This is a genomic window from Mesorhizobium sp. M0292, assembly GCF_040321695.1.
Taxonomy (GTDB): domain Bacteria; phylum Pseudomonadota; class Alphaproteobacteria; order Rhizobiales; family Rhizobiaceae; genus Mesorhizobium.
Genome location: NZ_JAMYSB010000011.1, coordinates 79,420 through 96,584, shown reverse-complemented (window position 1 = coordinate 96,584; position 17,165 = coordinate 79,420). Strand labels below are relative to the sequence as shown.

The following is a 17,165-nucleotide window of genomic DNA, read 5'->3' as shown; positions in this document are numbered from 1 at the left end:
GGGACGCGCCCCGGCAGCGTTATTCGACCGCGACCGCCCGCATGGCTGTTCGCAACGCTCTGGTCAAAGGCAAGGCTTTGCGGGAAAATGGCGATTGCGCAGGCACGCACGGCTTCGAAGGGAAATCAGCGGAACGGAAAGACATCGGACCATGTTTGACGGGACGCGCTGGCCCTACCTCCACCTCAGACCGGGCGACATAAAAGGGAGCCTTTGGATTATCGGCATCTTGGCTGCCGTGGGCCTTGTTCTGCTGCTCTTTTCGGGTCACCGCACAGATACGAATATCGGTTTCGGGCCTGAATGGCAGTGCACTCCGATGCCGAAGGGCGACCCGATCTGCGTCAAGCTCATCGCCAAGGAAGAGACGAAGTGATGGGCAGCTTTACCGCCTGATCACTACCGGCGGCCGCCGGCGCTCCCAGCCCTCGCGTTCCAGCGTCGGCAGATCATGCTCCTCGCTGGCATAGCCGAGGCAGAAATAGCCGATCAGCGTCCACTCAGGCGGGGTGTCCAGGATTGCGGCCATCTCGGCCGCGTCGAGGATCGACACCCAGCCCATGCCGATGCCTTCCGCCCGCGCCGCCAGCCACAGCGTGTGCACCGCCATGACGGCCGAATAGTCGATGGTTGCCGGCATCGTCATGCGGCCGAGCCCATGGCCCTGTTGCGTCGTGCGGTCGGCGAAAACCGCGAACTGGCAGGGCGCTTCATTGAGACCGGCGAGCTTCAGCCGGGCATAGAGAGCGGCGCGCTCGCCTGAAAAGCATTCAAGAGCTTCGGCATTGCACCGCTCGAAACAGTCTCTCACCGCGCCCCGCCGCTCGGCGCTCTCGACCACCACGAAGCGCCACGGCTGGCTGAGACCGACGGACGGCGCGATGCTGGCAAGCTCCAGCAGCCGCTCCAGCGTACCCTCGGGCAAAGCCGTCCGCTCGAAGCGCCGCACATCCCGGCGCCAGCGCAGCAGCGTGACCAGCCCGGCGCGAAAATCATCGGTGAAATCGGGGGGTGGTGGCATGGCGATCAGGAGACTTGTGTGGGGAATAGGCAGTAGGCAGTAGGCAGTAGGCAGTAGGCAGTAGGCAGTAGGCAGTAGGCAGTACAGCCCTCAGACCCTATTGCCTACTGCCTATTCCCTAAGCTGCGGCCGCCGCCTCCTTCCAGCAAGGCGGGCTGAACGGACGGGTCGCGTCGTGTCCGGCGAGTTCATAGAACAGAATGGTCATTGGCGGCTGCGTCCTCGCGGTCTAATTAGGCGCCTGCGGCTGAAGCGGAACTCGTCGGCGGGAAAAAGATGAAACAGCATTTCATGATGTTCGCGGCCTACAATCAATGGGCCAATGGCCGCATCTACGATGCCGTCGCCGCACTTGACGAAGAAGAGTTCAACCGCGATGTCGGCGCATTTTTCGGCTCGATGATGGGCACGCTCAACCATCTGCTGGCCACCGACCGCATCTGGATGAAACGCTTCACCGGCGAGGGCGACGCGCCGGCAAAGCTCGACGCCATCCTGCACCGCGCATTGCCTGGCCTAAAGCTGGCGCGTGAGGCCGAGGACAGGCGGATCGTCGACTGGGTCGACGGTTTGACCGAAAAGGCTTTGTCCGGCCGCTTCTCCTACATGACCGTTTCCGACATGCGCACCGTCTCGCAGCGGCTGGCGCCGGCGCTGGGACACGTCTTCAACCACCAGACCCATCACCGCGGCCAGGCGCATACCATCCTGACCATTCTCGGCCGGCCTTCGGTGCAGCTCGACCTGGCGTTTTTCCAACGCACCGACGAAGGCCGCGCCTACGCCTGATCTCCTGACCGCGCTTCCCGTTTAAACGCACGGGAGCGTTAACCGGTGCATTTGCGCGGCCGTCGATGCCCGGCACCAGCTCTGGATCCAAGCCGGGTTTTGAGGACCCTGTCGGCACAACGCTGCCCGGTGACTGGGCCAGATGGCTGGGCTGTCAGTGGCCCGCCTTTTGTGGGCCTTCGGCTCCAGGCCGCCGCAGCCACAACCCGCTCCAACTCCGGTGGAATTTCTGTCGAGAGAATTAAACAGAGTTTAAATATTGAAGCAAAAACATATTTTTTTTTAGCAGACCAGTGCACGCCTTGAGAACTACAATCCTTATTCTTGGAAAAAATAAAGAAACTATAAGGAAGACTCGTGCGTAGCTGTGAGTGCATGAGCATATGTCTGCTTTGGTTTGCTGGCATGTTGCAATGCACAAAGCAGAACGGCAACAAGGAGAGTGTCATGGTTAATATCACTCAAAAAATCGCTAGAACACTGGCGGCGGGTGCAATTATCGTCATTTTTGCCGCTCCCGCGAATGCAGGCGGCGGAATTGGCGTCGGTGTCGGCGCATCTATCGGCGGTGCTGGCGGCATCAATGCCGGTGTTGGCGCTTCGATCGGCGGCAGCGGCGGGGTCAAGGCCGGTGCCGGCGCCTCGGTTGGCGGCAGCGGCGGTATCAAGGCGGGTGCTGGCGCAACGGTCGGCGGCAATAGCGGCGTTACTGCGGGCCTCGGCGCCTCAGTCGGCGGTAGCAGCGGCATCAAGGCCGGCGCTGGCGCGACGGTCGGCGGAGCCGGTGGCATCAAGGCCGGTGTTGGGGCCACGGTCGGCGGCAGCGGAGGTATCAATGCCGGTGTCGGCGTCAACGTCGGCAGCGGCATCAACGTCGGTGTCGGCGTCGGCATTGGCGGAACGCCGGGCACGCCCGGTACGCCCGGTACCCCCGGCACTCCAGGAACTCCTGGAACACCAGGCACCCCTGGGACACCCGGTGTCGTCGCCAGCATGTCGAACAGCCAGCTGACACGTATGAAGAAGCGCTGCGTCGATGTGCTCGCCAGCGAGGGCACCTACGACAGCGATCTGCGGCAGCTATGCCTTATGATCTCGCGTCGCTGAGACAGGTTTCGCCGGGAGTGTCGAGCCAGCCGTGAGGCTTTACGGCACTCTCCTACCGCATGGCCCAGACTTCCCGAGGGACATGCGCTGACGAGAAGCCTCCGGCCAGTCGGAAAGCCCGCCGCGCAAGTGGCGGGCTTTTTGTCGCCACTCACAAGGCAACCGATCGCGCCTTTCGATTGCCGGAGCGTTTTATCGTTTAACGGAAACGATGAAACGCGCTATCCCTTTGTCTTGGTAATTCTCAGGGAAAGCGCCCACGCGCTTCTCCCGGGAAAGCTGCTCACACTTTCCTGGAATTGTTCTGGTTAACCACATTCGAATTGCAGGTAAGATTTTAGGGTTTCATTTGTGTTCCCGCTGCAAAATGGCGAACACAGTGGGAGAAATGGCATGCGGGTCGATCTGTCGCCCACCAGCTGGGGCAGGGTCATAGCAGTCACGGTTGTCGGCACGGCGATCTGTATCGCGGCGGCCTTCCTTGTCGATTCCTACAATTTTCCGTCGCTGTCGCCCGAAGCATTGCGCTGGGCGCAGCTCACCGACCTGCTACTGCCGCTTGTGCTGGGTGGATCGTTCTTCTCTTTCCTGATGTACAAGATGCGCCAGCTGGCGATCGCCCAGAAGAATCTGAGCATTGTCGCGGCAACTGACAGCCTGACCGCGGTGTTCAACCGCGGCGCGTTTTCGATGCTGGTCGAGGCCTATCTCGAACAGGCGCGCAGCCAGGCCGTCGTCGATGCCGGCGCCCTGCTGATCGTCGACGCCGATCATTTCAAGACCATCAACGATCGATTGGGCCACGATTGCGGCGATCAGGCGCTCAAGCTGATTGCGCAGACGATCAAGGCCCAGCTGCGCGGCGCCGACATCGTCGGTCGCATCGGCGGCGAGGAGTTCGCCATCTTCCTGCCTGGCGCCGATCCGTCGCAGTCCTGGCTGGTTGCCGAGGGGATCCGGCGGCGCATCCGCGAGGTCGAGTTTGCCCCGGATGGACGGCCCTGTCCGCTCTCGGTGAGCATCGGTGGCGTCGCCTTCAGCGGACCCACCACCTATGCCGACATGTTCCTGACGGCCGACCGGCACCTCTACAAGGCCAAGTCCAACGGCCGCGACCAGGTCAGTTTCGAAACGACCGGGCCGCGCGCCCTGCTGGCCGGTGATCCGACGTTGCATTGAAATGCGGGCGCCAGGCGAGGCTCCGGTCGGGCACAGGCGCTTTTCAAACGGATCGCGGCAATGCGACCTGGAACACGCAGCGGCGCCGTCAGCTTCCATGGTGTCGACTGCAGCAGGCCTCGTTCCTTAACGCAAGTGTCTCGGTCTGCTGGTTGGCGCTGCGATCCGTTGGCCTGCCGCATCGATATGATGCCTTCAGATGTACCTAGTCCTCGCTTGGTGCGTCTGCCGCTGCTTGCGGGTTGGCCGTCCATTTCTGCTTCGAGGTGTGGATCAACGCGATGGTGAAACGGTGGCTGCAGCGTCGCTCGCTATCGCGCGTGGTACCCGCCTCGGCGGCTTGTACCGTTATCCAATGCTCATAGATCGGATGAGTCAGTGGATCCAGAAGTCGGCCTAAACTTGTTGGACCGGCAATTACTTAGAGAAGAAATAATCCGTAGAGTGGCGTCGGATTTTCCATTGTTCCATCCATTCATCAAGATGACGATATATTCAACTTCCTGATTGACCATAATGGATTTCTGTCTGACGTCTCAAGGGGCAGTTATATTTCAGAGATGGGGCAAGCATCTGCAATAAAACTCAAAGGAATTTTAACACGGCATCTAGGCCGGGGCCTTTTTACTCCTCGAGTTCGCCTCAGGGTATGGATGCGTGACGTGGCACCATGTGGATGAAGACATCGATCTCGTCAGTTCCGATCATCCACAAGCGATTTCTTTCCTGGCGAACGAATTCAAGGTTAAAGCCATTCAGTCGCGATCGATACCGGAGGAGGCAGTTTTTGGCCGGCTCTATGATGCAGTCTTTGCGCTTTCATTCTTTTCCACATGCCGATAACAACTGGTCGCGATGGCTGGTTCGTCTGTTCAGCTTTGTGCGGCCTGTTGGCATTCCGATTTCACAACTCACGGCTCGCGAACCCTGCCTTTTCTTCAAATGGAGACGCCACCGAGTGAATTTGGCCTCGGTTTGCATTGAACAGTGAACAGGCCGACATCGCGGTTGAGGAATACGGCATGATGGCCATGGATCTTGGTTTCGTGATCAAACTATCTCAAGACGCTTCCAATGCCGAGTTACTCCAAGATGAAGTGGACGCTTGGTGGGATCACCAAGACGTGTTTGTCGTTCGACGTCTGCCGGCAAGTCCGAGTGATCTTTTTTGCTGGGCAGGCCTGATCCCGGCCGTCTCAGACGGCGTAGCCGCCATAACCGTGTGCGACCGGCTTGACCGAGACGGCCGGCTGGACCGCGGGCCAGAGGATGCCTGCCGTGACCGCAAAGGTGATCAGGGCATCGCGTGCGGCCTCGGTCGAGATTTCGCCGGCGCGTGCCGCCTCGCAGGCCCTAACCGCCGCGCCATAGCTCAGGCGCCGGCGTGACGGCGGAAATTCGGTCAGGAAATCATGCATCTCGAACAGCGAGGCGAGCATGCGTTTGTGGCCGGCGCCAACGCTAACGGCAACCGGGGTGAAGAACATCGCGTCGTGCATTCTGGCCTCTCTGGATGGGCGGAAGGGCGGCGGTCGCCGCTCTCCGATCGCGGGTTGGACGCCAGAAAACGCGGCTGGCGGCCCGAGGTTCCCTGAGAGATGGCATGACAGGACGATTTGCTCTTGAGGTCGCTCCCTGCCGGCATTCGCGGTTGCGGCTATTTCCACATGCCGCGCATGCGGGCGCCGAGGTCGACGCGAACTTCAGGTCTGTGGCGCGGATCGTCCTTTGCGTGAACGCTCGCCCAAGAGGTCTGCTCGAAGGCGCCGAGGATCGAGGCCGGGATGAAACGGGTTCGCGAGGCATAGACGTGACGGTCGCCGCGCGCTGCCTGGCCGTGGGTGAAGAAGCGCTGCGGCGTCACCAGATGCAGGCCGTCCTTGGCCCGCGTCATCGCGACGTAAAGCAGCCGGCGCTCCTCCTCGATGTCTTCCTTGGTGCCGACGCCGAGATCGGCCGGGATGCAGCCATCGACGGTGTTGAGCACGAAGACGTTCTTCCATTCCTGGCCCTTGGCCGAATGGATGGTCGACAGGATCAGATAGTCCTCGTCGCGGTGCGGCGGCCCGGCCTGGTCGCTGGTCGCATCCGGTGGATCCAGCGTCAGCTCGGTCAGGAAGCGCTCGCGCGAAGCATAGCCGGAACCGATCTGCTCGAGCTGCATGAGGTCGGCCCGCCGCGTCGTTGCATCATCGTGCATGCGCTCGAGATGCGGCTCGTACCACAGCCTGACCTGTTCGAGATCGGCCGGCCATTCCCCCGACCGGGCGCGCAGGCCGGAATAAAGCGCAACGAAGGCTGGCCAGTCCTCAGCCGCGCGTTGCGGCGGCCGGTAGCGGGCCAGCCCCATTTCCTCATCGAGCGATGTCGCCATGGTCTCGACGATGGTGCTCGCCGCCGAAGGGCCGATGCCGGGCAGGAGCTGCAGCACGCGGAAGCCGGCGACGCGGTCGCGCGGGTTCTCGGCAAAACGCAGCACCGAAAGCACGTCCTTGACATGGGCGGCGTCGAGGAATTTGAGCCCGCCGAACTTGACGAAGGGGATGTTGCGGCGCGTCAGTTCGATCTCCAGCGGGCCGCTGTGGTGCGAGGCGCGAAACAGCACCGCCTGCGATTTCAGCACCGTGCCGGCCTCGCGCTCGGCCAGGATGGCCTGGCAGACATAGTTCGCCTGCTCGGCCTCGTCGCGCACGCTGACCAGTTTCGGCCTTTGCGAGGATTTGCGCTCCGACCAGAGGTTCTTGGTGAAGCGCTCCGACGCCTCCGAGATGACCGCGTTGGCTGCCGCCAAAATAGTCACGGTCGAGCGGTAGTTGCGCTCCAGCATGATGACATCGGCGGCTCGCGCGAATTGTTGCGGGAAATCGAGGATGTTGCGCACTTCCGCGGCGCGAAACGAATAGATCGACTGCGCGTCGTCGCCCACCACCGTCAGTCCGGCGCCGTCCGGCTTCAGCGCCGAAAGGATCGAGGCCTGCAGCCGGTTGGTGTCCTGGTATTCGTCGACCAGCACATGGTCGAAGCGCGAGCCCAGATGCGCGGCGATCTCCGGCTCGGCGGCCATTTGCGCCCAGTAGAGCAGGAGGTCGTCGTAATCGAGCACGTTCTGCGCCTGCTTGGCCTCGACATATCGGGCGAACAGCGCCGTCAGCTGTTCGGCCCAGCCGGCACACCAGGGAAAGGCCGAACCCAGCACCTCGCCGAGCGGCGCCTGAGCGTTGACGGCGCGCGAATAGATCGCCAGGCAGGTGCCCTTGGTCGGAAACCGGCTTTCGGTCTTCGAGAATCCAAGCTCATGCCGGGCAAGATTCATCAGGTCGGCGGAATCCTCGCGGTCATGGATGGTAAAGGCGGGGTCAAGGCCGATCGTCAGCGCATAGTCGCGCAGCAGCCTGGCGCCGATGCCGTGAAACGTACCGGCCCAGGCCAGCGCGTCGGCGATGACGGACGCGTCTCGGCCCAGGACCTCGCCGGCGATGCGTTCGACCCGCCTGGCCATTTCGGTGGCGGCGCGGCGCGAGAATGTCATAAGCAGAATGCGTCTGGGATCAGCGCCCTTGACGATCAGATGCGCAACCCGGTGGGCGAGCGTGTTGGTCTTGCCGGAGCCGGCGCCGGCGATCACCAGCAGCGGCCCGGCGATCTGGCCGTCGCCATGTTCGACAGCGAGCCGCTGCTCGGCGTTGAGCTTCGCCAGATAGGCGGGCCGCAAGGACGAATCATTGATGGCGATGGTCATCGCCTATCAAGCATCGTTTCCGCTTTGTTCGCAACGGGCGGAAGTCGCCCTTACCGCCGTGGCGCGACACCCGTTGCCGCCGACTGGCGCCGCAAGGCGGCGCGTTCGTCGCCAGGCACCGGCAACGGATCGAAATTGTCAGGCACGTCCTTGATGATCTCCTTGGCGATGCGATAGGTCGCGTAAGCGAAAAGGCCGGTTATGAGCAGACGGATCATGGCGCGATCTCCTTTAGGCAACCAACCTCAGAGCCGCCGTTTGGTTCCAGCCGACGCGGTGTCGTTTGCGAGCGTGCAACCAAAGCTGAATCCTCTCGTTGCCTTCACGAGGGGAGGGCAAACGAAGGAGGTTGCCATGAAGAAGCTCCCTGTTCTGTTGGCCGTCGGCTTGGCGCTCGCCGCCTGCGACAACAATATCCAGCCGACCAAAGCACCCTTGCTCGACCATGCCCCGCAGTCGGATTCGGCGCCAAAGCCGGCGGCCGGCGGCGATCAGCCCGCGCAATGATCGTTTTAGCGGGACGACAAGGCTGAAGGTAGCCTTCGGGAGAAGAAGGCCGGCGCCGCTTGGGAGGTGAGCTGATAGCGCCGGCCAGGCGGATATCAGGTCCGCCGCAACAACCGAAGATAGCTGAGTCTCTCGCCTGCGTCATGAGGTGGGCCGCATCGACCTGCTTCATGACGGCGCTTCTGCACAAAACAACTTCGATGTCAGATGGCGTGCGGAACGAAACTCGACGGGAGGACCTCAGGCAATGGCCTTGCGCAGCACCGGGCCGCCGGCAATCCCGGCGTCCAGCTGGCACTGCGTCAGCGCCGCCTCGGCCATGATCCACTGCTTGAACAGTCCCACCTTGCGCGTGTAGGGCGCGGTGACCGGGCAGACGAAATACCAGCCGGCGGTGTTGGGGTGATGCACGGCAAACGGCGCCACCAGCCGCTCTGCGCGGATCTCGCTCGCCAAATAGGCGCGGTTGGCGACTGCAAAGCCCATGCCGGCATTGGCCGCCTCATAGGACATCATGCAGGAATCGAAATAGATGCTCTTGGTCTCGCCGAGCACGGAACTCGCGCCGGCAAAACCCAGCCACGACTGCCAGTTCTGCGTGCAGGTGTCGGAATGCAGCAGCGTGAAATGCCTGAGGTCGTCGGGCGTCACCTTTGACGGCGGCCTATCGCCGAGAACCTCGTGGAACAGCTTCCTGCTGCACACCGGCGTCAAATCCTCCTTGAACAGCAGGTCCGCCTTGAGGTCGGGAAAGCTGCCGTCGCCATAGCGGATCTCGAGGTCGAACTCGGAGGTGGCGAACTCATTGGTGGCGTAGGAGGTCGAGACCCGCATTTCGATTTCGGGATATTGCCGCTGGAACAGCGGCAGGCGGGCAAACAGCCAGCGCGCCGCGAACGTCGGCAGCACCGAAATCTTCAGCACATGCGCCTGCGACTGTCCGGTCGCCTCCATGCTGGCCGCCACGATGCGCTCCAGCGCCTCGCGAACGCGCGAGACATAGGTCTCGCCCTCGGGCGTCAGCGACACCGCATTGCCGCCGCGCTGGAAGATCTTGAAGCGCAGCTGTTCCTCGAGGCTTTTGACGCGCTGGCTGACGGCGGAAGCAGTAATAAACTGCTCTTCGCCGGCGCGCGTGAAGTTACGGTGCCGGGCGGCACTTTCGACAATCTTCAGCGAATTGAGGTTGACCTGACTGAGCAGACGCACGCGTTTCGACCTTAAGCTGGGCTTACACTAGCACCAGCATTCCTAATTTTACAGGGGTGGGGAAATTAATCGACAGTTTACCAAGTGATGCCCCCATCCTGGAGAAGTAGAATGAACGCCCATACCATACCTGAACTGCGCTACGCGATGAGCCGAGAAGCCATTATCGGTCATGAGACGGCCTGGAAAGTGTCGGGTTTCGGCGTTGCGCAGTATCTGCATGGCTACGACCCGGCGCTGCTGGCGGCGATCGAAGAGGCGGCGTTGAAGCTCAAGGCCAGCCACGCCGTGCACAAGCATCTCGATCTGACCTTCATCACCGGCGCCGATCGTTTCATCCCGGAGATCAAGGAACTGCTGCATGACAAGCTGCGCCTGGAACGTCTGTCCGACATGATGGGCACCAAGCTTGAGCCCTATCCGCTGTCGATCGTCGGCTCGACCGTCACTTTCATGAATCCCAAGGACGGCGCCGTCGATTGGCATTGCGACGGTGTCCCGGTCACCGAACTCATTCCGCTGTCGATCAGCAATCCGCTGGTCGGCGGCCATCTCGAAATCTACTGCGACGATTCCGAGACCGGCCGCGCCATCCTTGAATCCGGCCGCGAGATTCCGCGCAACCAGGTCATGCGCATCGACCACAAGATGAACTACGCCACGCTCGGCCAGTTTCTCGGTGTGCTGCACCGCACCGCGCCGATCCAGCTCGGCTCGCGCGTCACGCTGGTCCTCAACCAGCGCTCTGTGGCCAAGCCCTACGTCGACGACAATCGCATGTTCTATCTCGCAGCCGACAATGATCACGATCGCGAATGGGTCAACGAGCTCGCCGAAGACGTCTGGACGAACCAGCTGCCGGCCTATCGCCGCTTCGAGGAAGAACGTCCGGTTGCGGCGGCGGCCGATGCGCCGGTCCCGGACGGGTCAAGGGAATCCTGGTAGCCAGAGCATAGAAGTGGACGCCGGTTTGGCCGTCGGTAACATCATGGTCGGCGATAAGGACAAGGCACCGTCGCGCCGATTCCGGGATGGATCCGGCTCGCCGTCGGCCCTGGTCTTCGCCGCCGGCGCGGTCGCCCTGTGGTCGACCAACGCGCTGGTCGGCAAATCCCTGCTGGCCAGCCATCCGGTGTCGCTCGTGCAGTTGCTGCAGTTTTGTGGAGCGGCTCTGGTGTTCGCCGTCATCCATCTGGCGAGCCGGAAGGGGGACACGCAAGACGCAGCCTTTGCCAAGGGTGCTGACGGCACCCTGGCGCCGGTCGCGGTCGGCTTTATTGGCCTGGTCGGCACCATGGTGCTGCAATACATCGCCTTTGCGTCCATGCCGGTGATCGAGGCCAATCTCGTCGCCTACACCTGGCCGCTGATGGTCGCGGCGGCGGTCATCGTGCTGGGCAAGCGGCAACGCCCCGTGCTTCTGGGTTTGACTGCCGTGCTCGGCTTTGTCGGCGTGGCGCTGGTGATCTCGGGTGGCCGCGGCCAGCCTTTTCTCCAGGGCAGCATCGTCGGCTATCTCGCTGCCTTCGGCTCGGCGCTGTGCATGGCCTTCTATTCGATTGCGGTCGCCCGCCTGGTCACACCGTCGGAGCGTTTGCTTTTGCCTTCGGCATTGGTCGGCGTCGGCCTGACCTTGCTGTGGTGTATTCACGACGGCGCAGCCTGGCCATCCAGTGAGCACCTCCTGCTTGGCCTCTATCTCGGTGCCGGTCCGATGGGGCTGGGATATTATTTCTGGTCGCGCGCCTTGAAGCTTGAAGGCGGCGGCAAGGTTGCGGTCATCGCCTATCTGACCCCGATCGCATCGACGCTGCTGCTGACACTTTCGGGCGAAAGGCTGACGCTGACCGCGATAGCCGGTGCGGTCCTCGTCATCGGCAGCTGTATTGCGGTGGGCATAGAACGCTCGGAGGCTGAACATGCTTGACGACGATGAACGCCTCGCCAGACAGGAAGCATTCTGGCTGATCAAGGAGTTCGGCGCCGAGGCGCCGCTCTATGCCGCCATGAAGGCCGAAAAGGCGATAGAGCAAAAAGATTTCGGCCGGTGCGCCCGCTGGAAGCGCATTCTGGAGATACTGGCCGACTCCAAACCTGCCGGGTCCGTGCAGTTGAAATCTGCTGGCGCGAAGTCGGCCGTTTCCAAGTATTAGATTTTCTAATTTGCAACGTTGCAACCTGTTGTGGAAACATCCTCCTGTTCCGATTCTTGATCGTTTATTGAGACTTAGCGACCCGTTGGGGGGTGCAGCTAGGTCGATACATCAAGAGAAGTCTTAAAAAAAGCCGGCAACTTCATGACCGGCGGGAGAAACAGAATTGCACACCATCGACAGCAAGACCGCTATTGAACTGACTGCTGACATCGTCTCGGCCTATGTCGGCAACAATCCTCTCCCTGCGTCCGGCCTGCCGGATCTGATCGCCAGCGTCAGCGCATCGGTGCGCAAGCTGGGCAGCATTGCCGCCGTGGAAAGCCCCGCGCTGAACCCCGCTGTCAATCCGAAGCGGTCGGTGTTTCCCGACCACATCGTCTGTCTGGAAGATGGCAAGAAATTCAAGTCGCTGAAACGCCACCTGATGACCGACCATGGTCTCAGCCCGGAGGAATATCGTGGCAAATGGGGCTTGCCGTCGGACTATCCGATGGTGGCGCCGAACTACTCCGCGACCCGTTCGGCACTGGCCAAGTCCTCGGGCCTCGGCCGCAAGCCGGCCGTTCCGGCCGCCGCGGCCAAGGTGACGAAGCGCAAACCCAAAGCCTGAACCAGGCAGCCTCTGAAAAGTCAGTCTGCTGTTTGCAATGGACGGCGCGCTTAAGGCGCGCCGTTTTCATGCCTTATGCCCCCGCCGGCGCCCAGGCCCTTGCGAAGCGCCGCCCTCCCGTGCAAAAGCCCCGGCATGCTTATCATCAACGATCTTTCGCTCCGCATGGCCGGACGCTTGCTTCTCGATCATGCCTCGCTGACCTTGCCAGCCGGCACAAAGGCCGGCCTCGTCGGCCGCAACGGCACCGGCAAGACGACGCTGTTCAAGGCCGTCACCGGCGACTTTCCCTCCGAGACCGGCTCGATAAGCCTGCCCAAGAACACCCGCATCGGCCAGGTGGCGCAGGAAGCGCCCGGCACCGAGGAGCCGCTGATCGAAATCGTGCTCAAGGCCGATCTCGAGCGCACCGCATTGCTCGAGGAGGAAAAGACCGCCACCGACGCGCACCGCATTGCCGACATCCATATGCGGCTGGCGGATATCGATGCGCATTCGGCGGAATCTCGCGCGGCCACCATCCTCGCTGGCCTTGGCTTCGACGACGCCGCGCAGCGCCGCCCGGCCTCGTCCTTCTCCGGCGGCTGGCGCATGCGTGTGGCGCTCGCCGCGGTGCTGTTTGCCGAGCCCGACCTTCTGCTGCTCGACGAGCCGACCAACTATCTCGATCTCGAAGGCACGCTTTGGTTGGAAAACTACGTGTCGAAATATCCGCACACGGTGCTTCTGATCTCGCACGATCGCGACCTGCTCAACCGCGCCGTCAATTCCATCGTTCATCTCGACCAGAAGAAGCTGACCTTCTGGCGCGGCGGCTACGACCAGTTCGAGCGCCAGTACACCGAGCAGAAGGAGTTGCAGGAGAAGGGCCGTGTCAAGCAGGAAGCCGCGCGCAAACACATGGAGTCCTTCGTCGAACGCTTCCGCGCCAAGGCTTCGAAGGCGAGACAGGCGCAGTCGCGCATCAAGGCGCTGGAGAAGATGAAGCCGATCGCGGCGATCGTGAACGACACGGTGCGGCCGTTCTCTTTCCCCGAACCGGTGAAAACGGTGGCGTCGCCGATCATTGCCTTGAACAACGTCAATGTAGGCTACACCGAGGGCCAGCCGATCCTGAAGAAGATGACGCTGCGCATCGATGCCGACGACCGCATCGCGCTGCTCGGCGCCAACGGCAACGGCAAGTCGACCTTCGCCAAGCTCCTGTCCGGCCGGCTGAAGCAGGAAACCGGCACCATGACGGTGGCGCCGGGCCTGAAGGTGGCGATCTTTGCACAGCATCAGCTCGACGATCTCAGGCCGGAGGAAAACGCCTACGAGCATGTCCGCCGGCTGATGCCGGAAGCGCCGGAATCCAAGGTGCGCGGCCGCGTCGCCCAGTTCGGCCTCACCACCGAGAAGATGAACACCGCCGCCAAGGATCTGTCGGGCGGCGAGAAGGCGCGCCTGCTCATGGGCCTGTCGGCCTTCGAAGGCCCGAACCTCTTCATCCTCGACGAACCCACCAACCATCTCGACATCGACAGCCGCGAGTCCTTGATCCATGCGCTGAACGAGTTTCCCGGCGCCGTCATCCTGATCTCGCATGACCGCCATCTGCTGGAAGCGACCGCCGACCGGCTGTGGCTGGTCAAGGATGGTGCGGTCAACCCGTATGACGGCGACCTTGAGGACTACAAGACGCTCGTCACCGGCGTGTCCGGCGATCGACGCGGCAAGCGCGAGGCCGAGAAGGCATCCAAGGCCGATCGCCGCCGCGATGCCGCGGCGCGCCGCGCCGCCTTCGAGCCGCTGGCCAAGGAAATCCGCGCCACCGAGGCGCTGATGGACCGCATCCGCAAGCGCATCGACCTGATCGAGGATGAACTCGCCAATCCGGCGGTATACGAAAAGGATCCGTCGACGGCGACCCGGCTCGCCAAGGAGCGCTCGCAACTGGCCCAGCAGCTTGCCGGCCACGAGGAGAAGTGGCTGACCATGTCGGCCGAGTATGAGGAAGGCACGGCGGAGTGATTACCCTCCCCCGTTGTGGGGAGGGTCGATCCGCGAAGCGGAGCGGGGTGGAGTCCGCGCCGCACCCCATCCCGTCGCTGCGCGCCGACCCTCCCCTCAAGGGGAGGGTAAGATCTGGCCCTACACGCCGCCCGCGAAACCCGCTAAAAACGCCGCATGAACCAGCACGCCAAGCTCAGAATCGGCCACTCCGCCTGTCCGCATGATTGCCCTTCGACCTGCGCGCTCGAGGTCGAGCTGCTCGATGGCAACCGCATCGGCCGTGTCCATGGCGCCAAGTCCAATACGTATACGGCTGGCGTCGTCTGCGCCAAGGTCGCGCGCTATGCCGACCGTGTCCACCATCCCGACCGGCTGCTGAAGCCGCTGGTGCGTGCCGGCGCCAAGGGTGACGGCGTCTGGAAGGTATCCAGCTGGGAAGTGGCACTCGACCTCGTCGCCGAGAAATTTATCGCGGCCGAGGAAAAATACGGCTCCGAGACCGTCTGGCCTTATTACTATGCCGGCACGATGGGGCTGGTGCAGCGCGACGGCATCGACCGGCTGCGCCATGCAAAAAAATACTCCGGCTTCTTCGGCTCGATCTGCACCAATCTGGCCTGGACCGGCTGGATGATGGGAGCGGGCGCCTTGCGCGGTCCCGATCCGCGCGAGATGGCGAAGTCCGACTGCGTGGTGATCTGGGGCACCAATGCCGTGGTCACGCAGGTCAATGTCATGACCCACGCCATCAAGGCGCGGAAGGAGCGTGGCGCCAGGATCATCGTTATCGACGTCTACGAGAACGCGACGATGAAGCAGGCCGATATGGGCCTTGTGCTGAAGCCCGGCACCGATGGCGCGCTGGCCTGCGCGGTCATGCATGTGCTGTTCAGGGAAGGCATGGCCGACCGCGCCTATCTCGAAAAATACACCGACGATCCGAAGGGGCTGGAAGCGCATCTGGAGACGCGCACGCCGGGATGGGCTTCCGCCATCACCGGTCTTGCGGTCACCGAGATCGAGGCTTTCGCACGCCTCGTCGGCACGACGAGGAAAACCTATTTCCGCCTCGGCTATGGCTTTGCCCGCCAGCGCAACGGCGCGGTCAACATGCACGCGGCATCCTGCATCGCCGCCGTCACCGGCGCCTGGCAATATGAGGGTGGCGGTGCCTTCCATTCCAATTCCGGCATCTTCAAGCTCAACCAGGATGTGCTGGAAGGCGCCGCGATGCGCGATCCCAATATTCGCCATCTCGACCAGTCGCGCATCGGCCCGGTGCTGACCGGTGCAGCGGACTCGCTCTATGGCGGCCCGCCGGTGACGGCGATGCTGATCCAGAACACCAACCCGGTGAATGTCGCGCCCGAGCAGCGGCTGGTGAAGCAGGGTTTCCTGCGTGACGACTTGTTCACCTGCGTGCACGAGCAGTTCATGACCGACACGGCAAAGCTCGCCGATGTCGTTTTGCCGGCAACGATGTTTCTCGAGCATGACGACGTCTACAAGGGCGGTGGCAACCAGCACATCACGCTCGGTCCCAAGCTGATCGAACCGCCGGAAGGGCCGCGCACCAACCATTTCGTCATCGAGCAATTGGCGCAGCGTCTCGGCGTCGCCGACCGGCCGGGCTTTGGCCTGACCGAGCAGCAGCATATCGACATCATCCTCGGCAAGCGCGGGCTGGGCTCCTTCGCCAGCCTCAAGGAAGACAAATGGGTCGACCTGCAGCCGGGTTTCGAGGCGGCGCATTTCATCGATGGTTTCGGCCATGCCGACAAGAAATTTCACTTCCGCGCCAACTGGAGCGGGCAGGCGGCGCCCAACCGGCCGCCGAAAAGCATGGGCCTGTTCGGGCCGGTGGCGGAGCTCCCGGAATTCCCCGACCATGTCGACCTGATCGAGGTCGCGGATGCGGAGCATCCGTTCCGGCTGACGACATCACCGGCGCGCAACTTCCTCAATTCGACATTCGCCGAGACACCGGTGTCGAAGGCCAAGGAAGGCCGGCCGGAATTGTTGTTGCATCCGGACGACGCTGCCGCGCTTGGCTTGGACGACGGCGACCGTATCGAGGTCGGCAACCGGCGCGGCGAGGTGGTGCTGCACGCAAAGCTGTTCGATGGCATCAAGCGCGGCGTGGTGATCGCCGAGGGCATCTGGCCAAACAGCGCGCATGAGCGTGGCGAAGGCATCAATGTGCTCACCGGCGCCGACGCACCAGCGCCCTATGGCGGTGCGGCCTTCCACGACAACAAGGTCTGGCTGCGGCCGGCGGGCTAAAGCAATTCCAGGAAAAGTGTGAGCGGTTTTCCGTCCGGAATTGCGGAAAAGAGACTGGCTATCCCGGCAGAGGCACCGTCAGCCCCACCTTGACACGGTCCATGGCAACGAAGGTGCGGAATTTTCGGACATTCTTGCTGTCGAAGAACAGTCTGCGCGTCAGGGCCTCATAGGCCCCCATGTCGGCCGCGGTGATGACTAGGATGAAGTCGGCCTCGCCGGTGACGTAGTAGCATTGCTGCACTTCGGGCTCTGCCGAGAATTGCCGCTTGGCCGCGTCGATCAGGTCCGAGCGTTCGCTCTCCAGTTCGACCTCGACGAAAATGGTGATGGGCTGGCCGACCACAACGGGGTTGATGACAGCGACGTTGCCGGCAATGACGCCGGACTGCGCCATGCGCTTGATGCGCCGCTGCACCGCCGGCGCCGACAGGTTGACGGCTTCGCCGATCAGCCGCTGCGGCGTCGTGTTGTCCCGCTGCAGGATGGCAAGGATGGCGAGGTCGAAACTGTCGAGCGAAGGCGATCGAGGCAAAGCGCTATCCTGGCGAAACAAACTTGCATTTCGAA

General features: G+C 62.5%; 17 protein-coding genes. 11 read left to right on the top strand and 6 right to left on the bottom strand.

What is annotated here, in order from left to right; all coding sequences use genetic code 11:
* Positions 1 to 151 precede the first annotated feature (151 nt).
* On the top strand, positions 152 to 376 hold the full coding sequence (locus NKI96_RS18535; RefSeq protein WP_023821307.1) for a hypothetical protein: 225 nt from the start codon (positions 152 to 154) through the stop codon (positions 374 to 376).
* Between the two features lie 9 nt (positions 377 to 385).
* On the opposite strand, the gene bluB is transcribed toward NKI96_RS18535, so the two are convergent.
* A complete protein-coding gene (gene bluB / locus NKI96_RS18530; RefSeq protein WP_023693940.1) occupies positions 386 to 1,021 on the bottom strand; it encodes a 5,6-dimethylbenzimidazole synthase in 636 nt (211 codons plus the stop codon).
* Positions 1,022 to 1,297: 276 nt separating this feature from the next.
* On the opposite strand from bluB, the gene NKI96_RS18525 reads away from it, so the two are divergent.
* The 3 genes from NKI96_RS18525 (at position 1,298) to NKI96_RS18515 (ending at position 4,096) form a co-directional block, all read left to right on the top strand.
* A complete protein-coding gene (locus NKI96_RS18525) occupies positions 1,298 to 1,810 on the top strand; it encodes a DinB family protein (protein WP_023693939.1) in 513 nt (170 codons plus the stop codon).
* Positions 1,811 to 2,257: 447 nt separating this feature from the next.
* Complete coding sequence (locus NKI96_RS18520) at positions 2,258 to 2,917, top strand: hypothetical protein (RefSeq protein ID WP_023684735.1); 660 nt, start codon at positions 2,258 to 2,260, stop codon at positions 2,915 to 2,917.
* A gap of 393 nt (positions 2,918 to 3,310) precedes the next feature.
* Positions 3,311 to 4,096, top strand: a complete 786-nt coding sequence (locus NKI96_RS18515; RefSeq protein ID WP_023693938.1) for a GGDEF domain-containing protein — start codon at positions 3,311 to 3,313, stop codon at positions 4,094 to 4,096.
* Positions 4,097 to 5,292: 1,196 nt separating this feature from the next.
* Here NKI96_RS18515 and NKI96_RS18510 read toward each other — a convergent pair.
* The 3 genes from NKI96_RS18510 to NKI96_RS18500 all read right to left on the bottom strand — a co-directional run bounded on the left by NKI96_RS18510 (position 5,293) and on the right by NKI96_RS18500 (position 8,053).
* A complete protein-coding gene (locus NKI96_RS18510) occupies positions 5,293 to 5,595 on the bottom strand; it encodes a DUF982 domain-containing protein (RefSeq protein ID WP_023670262.1) in 303 nt (100 codons plus the stop codon).
* A 158-nt stretch (positions 5,596 to 5,753) separates the two neighbouring features.
* Positions 5,754 to 7,835, bottom strand: coding sequence for an ATP-dependent helicase (locus NKI96_RS18505; RefSeq protein WP_352805545.1), 2,082 nt, complete (start codon positions 7,833 to 7,835; stop codon positions 5,754 to 5,756).
* 50 nt (positions 7,836 to 7,885) lie between these two features.
* Entirely contained in the window at positions 7,886 to 8,053 is a 168-nt protein-coding gene (locus NKI96_RS18500; RefSeq protein ID WP_023684745.1) for a hypothetical protein, read from the bottom strand.
* 136 nt (positions 8,054 to 8,189) lie between these two features.
* Between NKI96_RS18500 and NKI96_RS18495 the strand changes: the two genes are divergently transcribed.
* Positions 8,190 to 8,342, top strand: coding sequence for a hypothetical protein (locus NKI96_RS18495; RefSeq protein ID WP_023684746.1), 153 nt, complete (start codon positions 8,190 to 8,192; stop codon positions 8,340 to 8,342).
* Positions 8,343 to 8,582: 240 nt separating this feature from the next.
* Here the strand turns inward: NKI96_RS18495 and NKI96_RS18490 are convergent, their stop codons facing one another.
* Positions 8,583 to 9,551, bottom strand: coding sequence for a LysR substrate-binding domain-containing protein (locus NKI96_RS18490; RefSeq protein ID WP_352805543.1), 969 nt, complete (start codon positions 9,549 to 9,551; stop codon positions 8,583 to 8,585).
* Between the two features lie 111 nt (positions 9,552 to 9,662).
* Between NKI96_RS18490 and NKI96_RS18485 the strand changes: the two genes are divergently transcribed.
* From NKI96_RS18485 to NKI96_RS18460, 6 genes are all read left to right on the top strand, one after another.
* Positions 9,663 to 10,496: a hypothetical protein gene (locus NKI96_RS18485; protein ID WP_023715093.1), complete on the top strand. Its 834-nt coding sequence runs from the start codon at positions 9,663 to 9,665 to the stop codon at positions 10,494 to 10,496.
* 25 nt (positions 10,497 to 10,521) lie between these two features.
* Positions 10,522 to 11,478 carry a DMT family transporter gene (locus NKI96_RS18480; protein WP_352805541.1) on the top strand — a complete coding sequence of 319 codons (957 nt, stop codon included), beginning with the start codon at positions 10,522 to 10,524 and terminating at the stop codon, positions 11,476 to 11,478.
* Positions 11,471 to 11,704 (top strand): hypothetical protein, encoded by a 234-nt coding sequence (locus NKI96_RS18475; protein WP_023711903.1) that lies wholly within the window; start codon positions 11,471 to 11,473, stop codon positions 11,702 to 11,704. Before NKI96_RS18480 ends, NKI96_RS18475 begins: the two co-directional genes overlap by 8 nt.
* A gap of 166 nt (positions 11,705 to 11,870) precedes the next feature.
* Positions 11,871 to 12,317 carry a Ros/MucR family transcriptional regulator gene (locus tag NKI96_RS18470; RefSeq protein WP_023670270.1) on the top strand — a complete coding sequence of 149 codons (447 nt, stop codon included), beginning with the start codon at positions 11,871 to 11,873 and terminating at the stop codon, positions 12,315 to 12,317.
* Between the two features lie 135 nt (positions 12,318 to 12,452).
* The gene (locus tag NKI96_RS18465; protein ID WP_352805538.1) at positions 12,453 to 14,330 is read left to right on the top strand and encodes an ABC-F family ATP-binding cassette domain-containing protein; all 1,878 of its coding nucleotides are present in this window, start codon (positions 12,453 to 12,455) and stop codon (positions 14,328 to 14,330) included.
* Positions 14,331 to 14,486: 156 nt separating this feature from the next.
* Positions 14,487 to 16,595 carry a molybdopterin-containing oxidoreductase family protein gene (locus tag NKI96_RS18460; RefSeq protein WP_352805537.1) on the top strand — a complete coding sequence of 703 codons (2,109 nt, stop codon included), beginning with the start codon at positions 14,487 to 14,489 and terminating at the stop codon, positions 16,593 to 16,595.
* Positions 16,596 to 16,653: 58 nt separating this feature from the next.
* Here NKI96_RS18460 and NKI96_RS18455 read toward each other — a convergent pair whose 3' ends face one another.
* Entirely contained in the window at positions 16,654 to 17,130 is a 477-nt protein-coding gene (locus NKI96_RS18455; protein ID WP_023670273.1) for an Lrp/AsnC family transcriptional regulator, read from the bottom strand.
* Positions 17,131 to 17,165 lie beyond the last annotated feature (35 nt).

Bases quoted from the DNA above. Each gene is read 5' to 3' on its own strand.
- NKI96_RS18525 (WP_023693939.1), top strand. From the start codon at position 1,298: ATGAAACAGCATTTCATGATGTTCGCGGCCTACAATCAATGGGCCAAT.
- NKI96_RS18515 (WP_023693938.1), top strand. From the start codon at position 3,311: ATGCGGGTCGATCTGTCGCCCACCAGCTGGGGCAGGGTCATAGCAGTC.
- NKI96_RS18500 (WP_023684745.1), bottom strand. From the start codon at position 8,053: ATGATCCGTCTGCTCATAACCGGCCTTTTCGCTTACGCGACCTATCGC.
- NKI96_RS18535 (WP_023821307.1), top strand. From the start codon at position 152: ATGTTTGACGGGACGCGCTGGCCCTACCTCCACCTCAGACCGGGCGAC.
- NKI96_RS18495 (WP_023684746.1), top strand. From the start codon at position 8,190: ATGAAGAAGCTCCCTGTTCTGTTGGCCGTCGGCTTGGCGCTCGCCGCC.
- bluB (WP_023693940.1), bottom strand. From the start codon at position 1,021: ATGCCACCACCCCCCGATTTCACCGATGATTTTCGCGCCGGGCTGGTC.
- NKI96_RS18505 (WP_352805545.1), bottom strand. From the start codon at position 7,835: ATGACCATCGCCATCAATGATTCGTCCTTGCGGCCCGCCTATCTGGCG.
- NKI96_RS18520 (WP_023684735.1), top strand. From the start codon at position 2,258: ATGGTTAATATCACTCAAAAAATCGCTAGAACACTGGCGGCGGGTGCA.
- NKI96_RS18475 (WP_023711903.1), top strand. From the start codon at position 11,471: ATGCTTGACGACGATGAACGCCTCGCCAGACAGGAAGCATTCTGGCTG.
- NKI96_RS18510 (WP_023670262.1), bottom strand. From the start codon at position 5,595: ATGCACGACGCGATGTTCTTCACCCCGGTTGCCGTTAGCGTTGGCGCC.
- NKI96_RS18460 (WP_352805537.1), top strand. From the start codon at position 14,487: ATGAACCAGCACGCCAAGCTCAGAATCGGCCACTCCGCCTGTCCGCAT.
- NKI96_RS18485 (WP_023715093.1), top strand. From the start codon at position 9,663: ATGAACGCCCATACCATACCTGAACTGCGCTACGCGATGAGCCGAGAA.
- NKI96_RS18465 (WP_352805538.1), top strand. From the start codon at position 12,453: ATGCTTATCATCAACGATCTTTCGCTCCGCATGGCCGGACGCTTGCTT.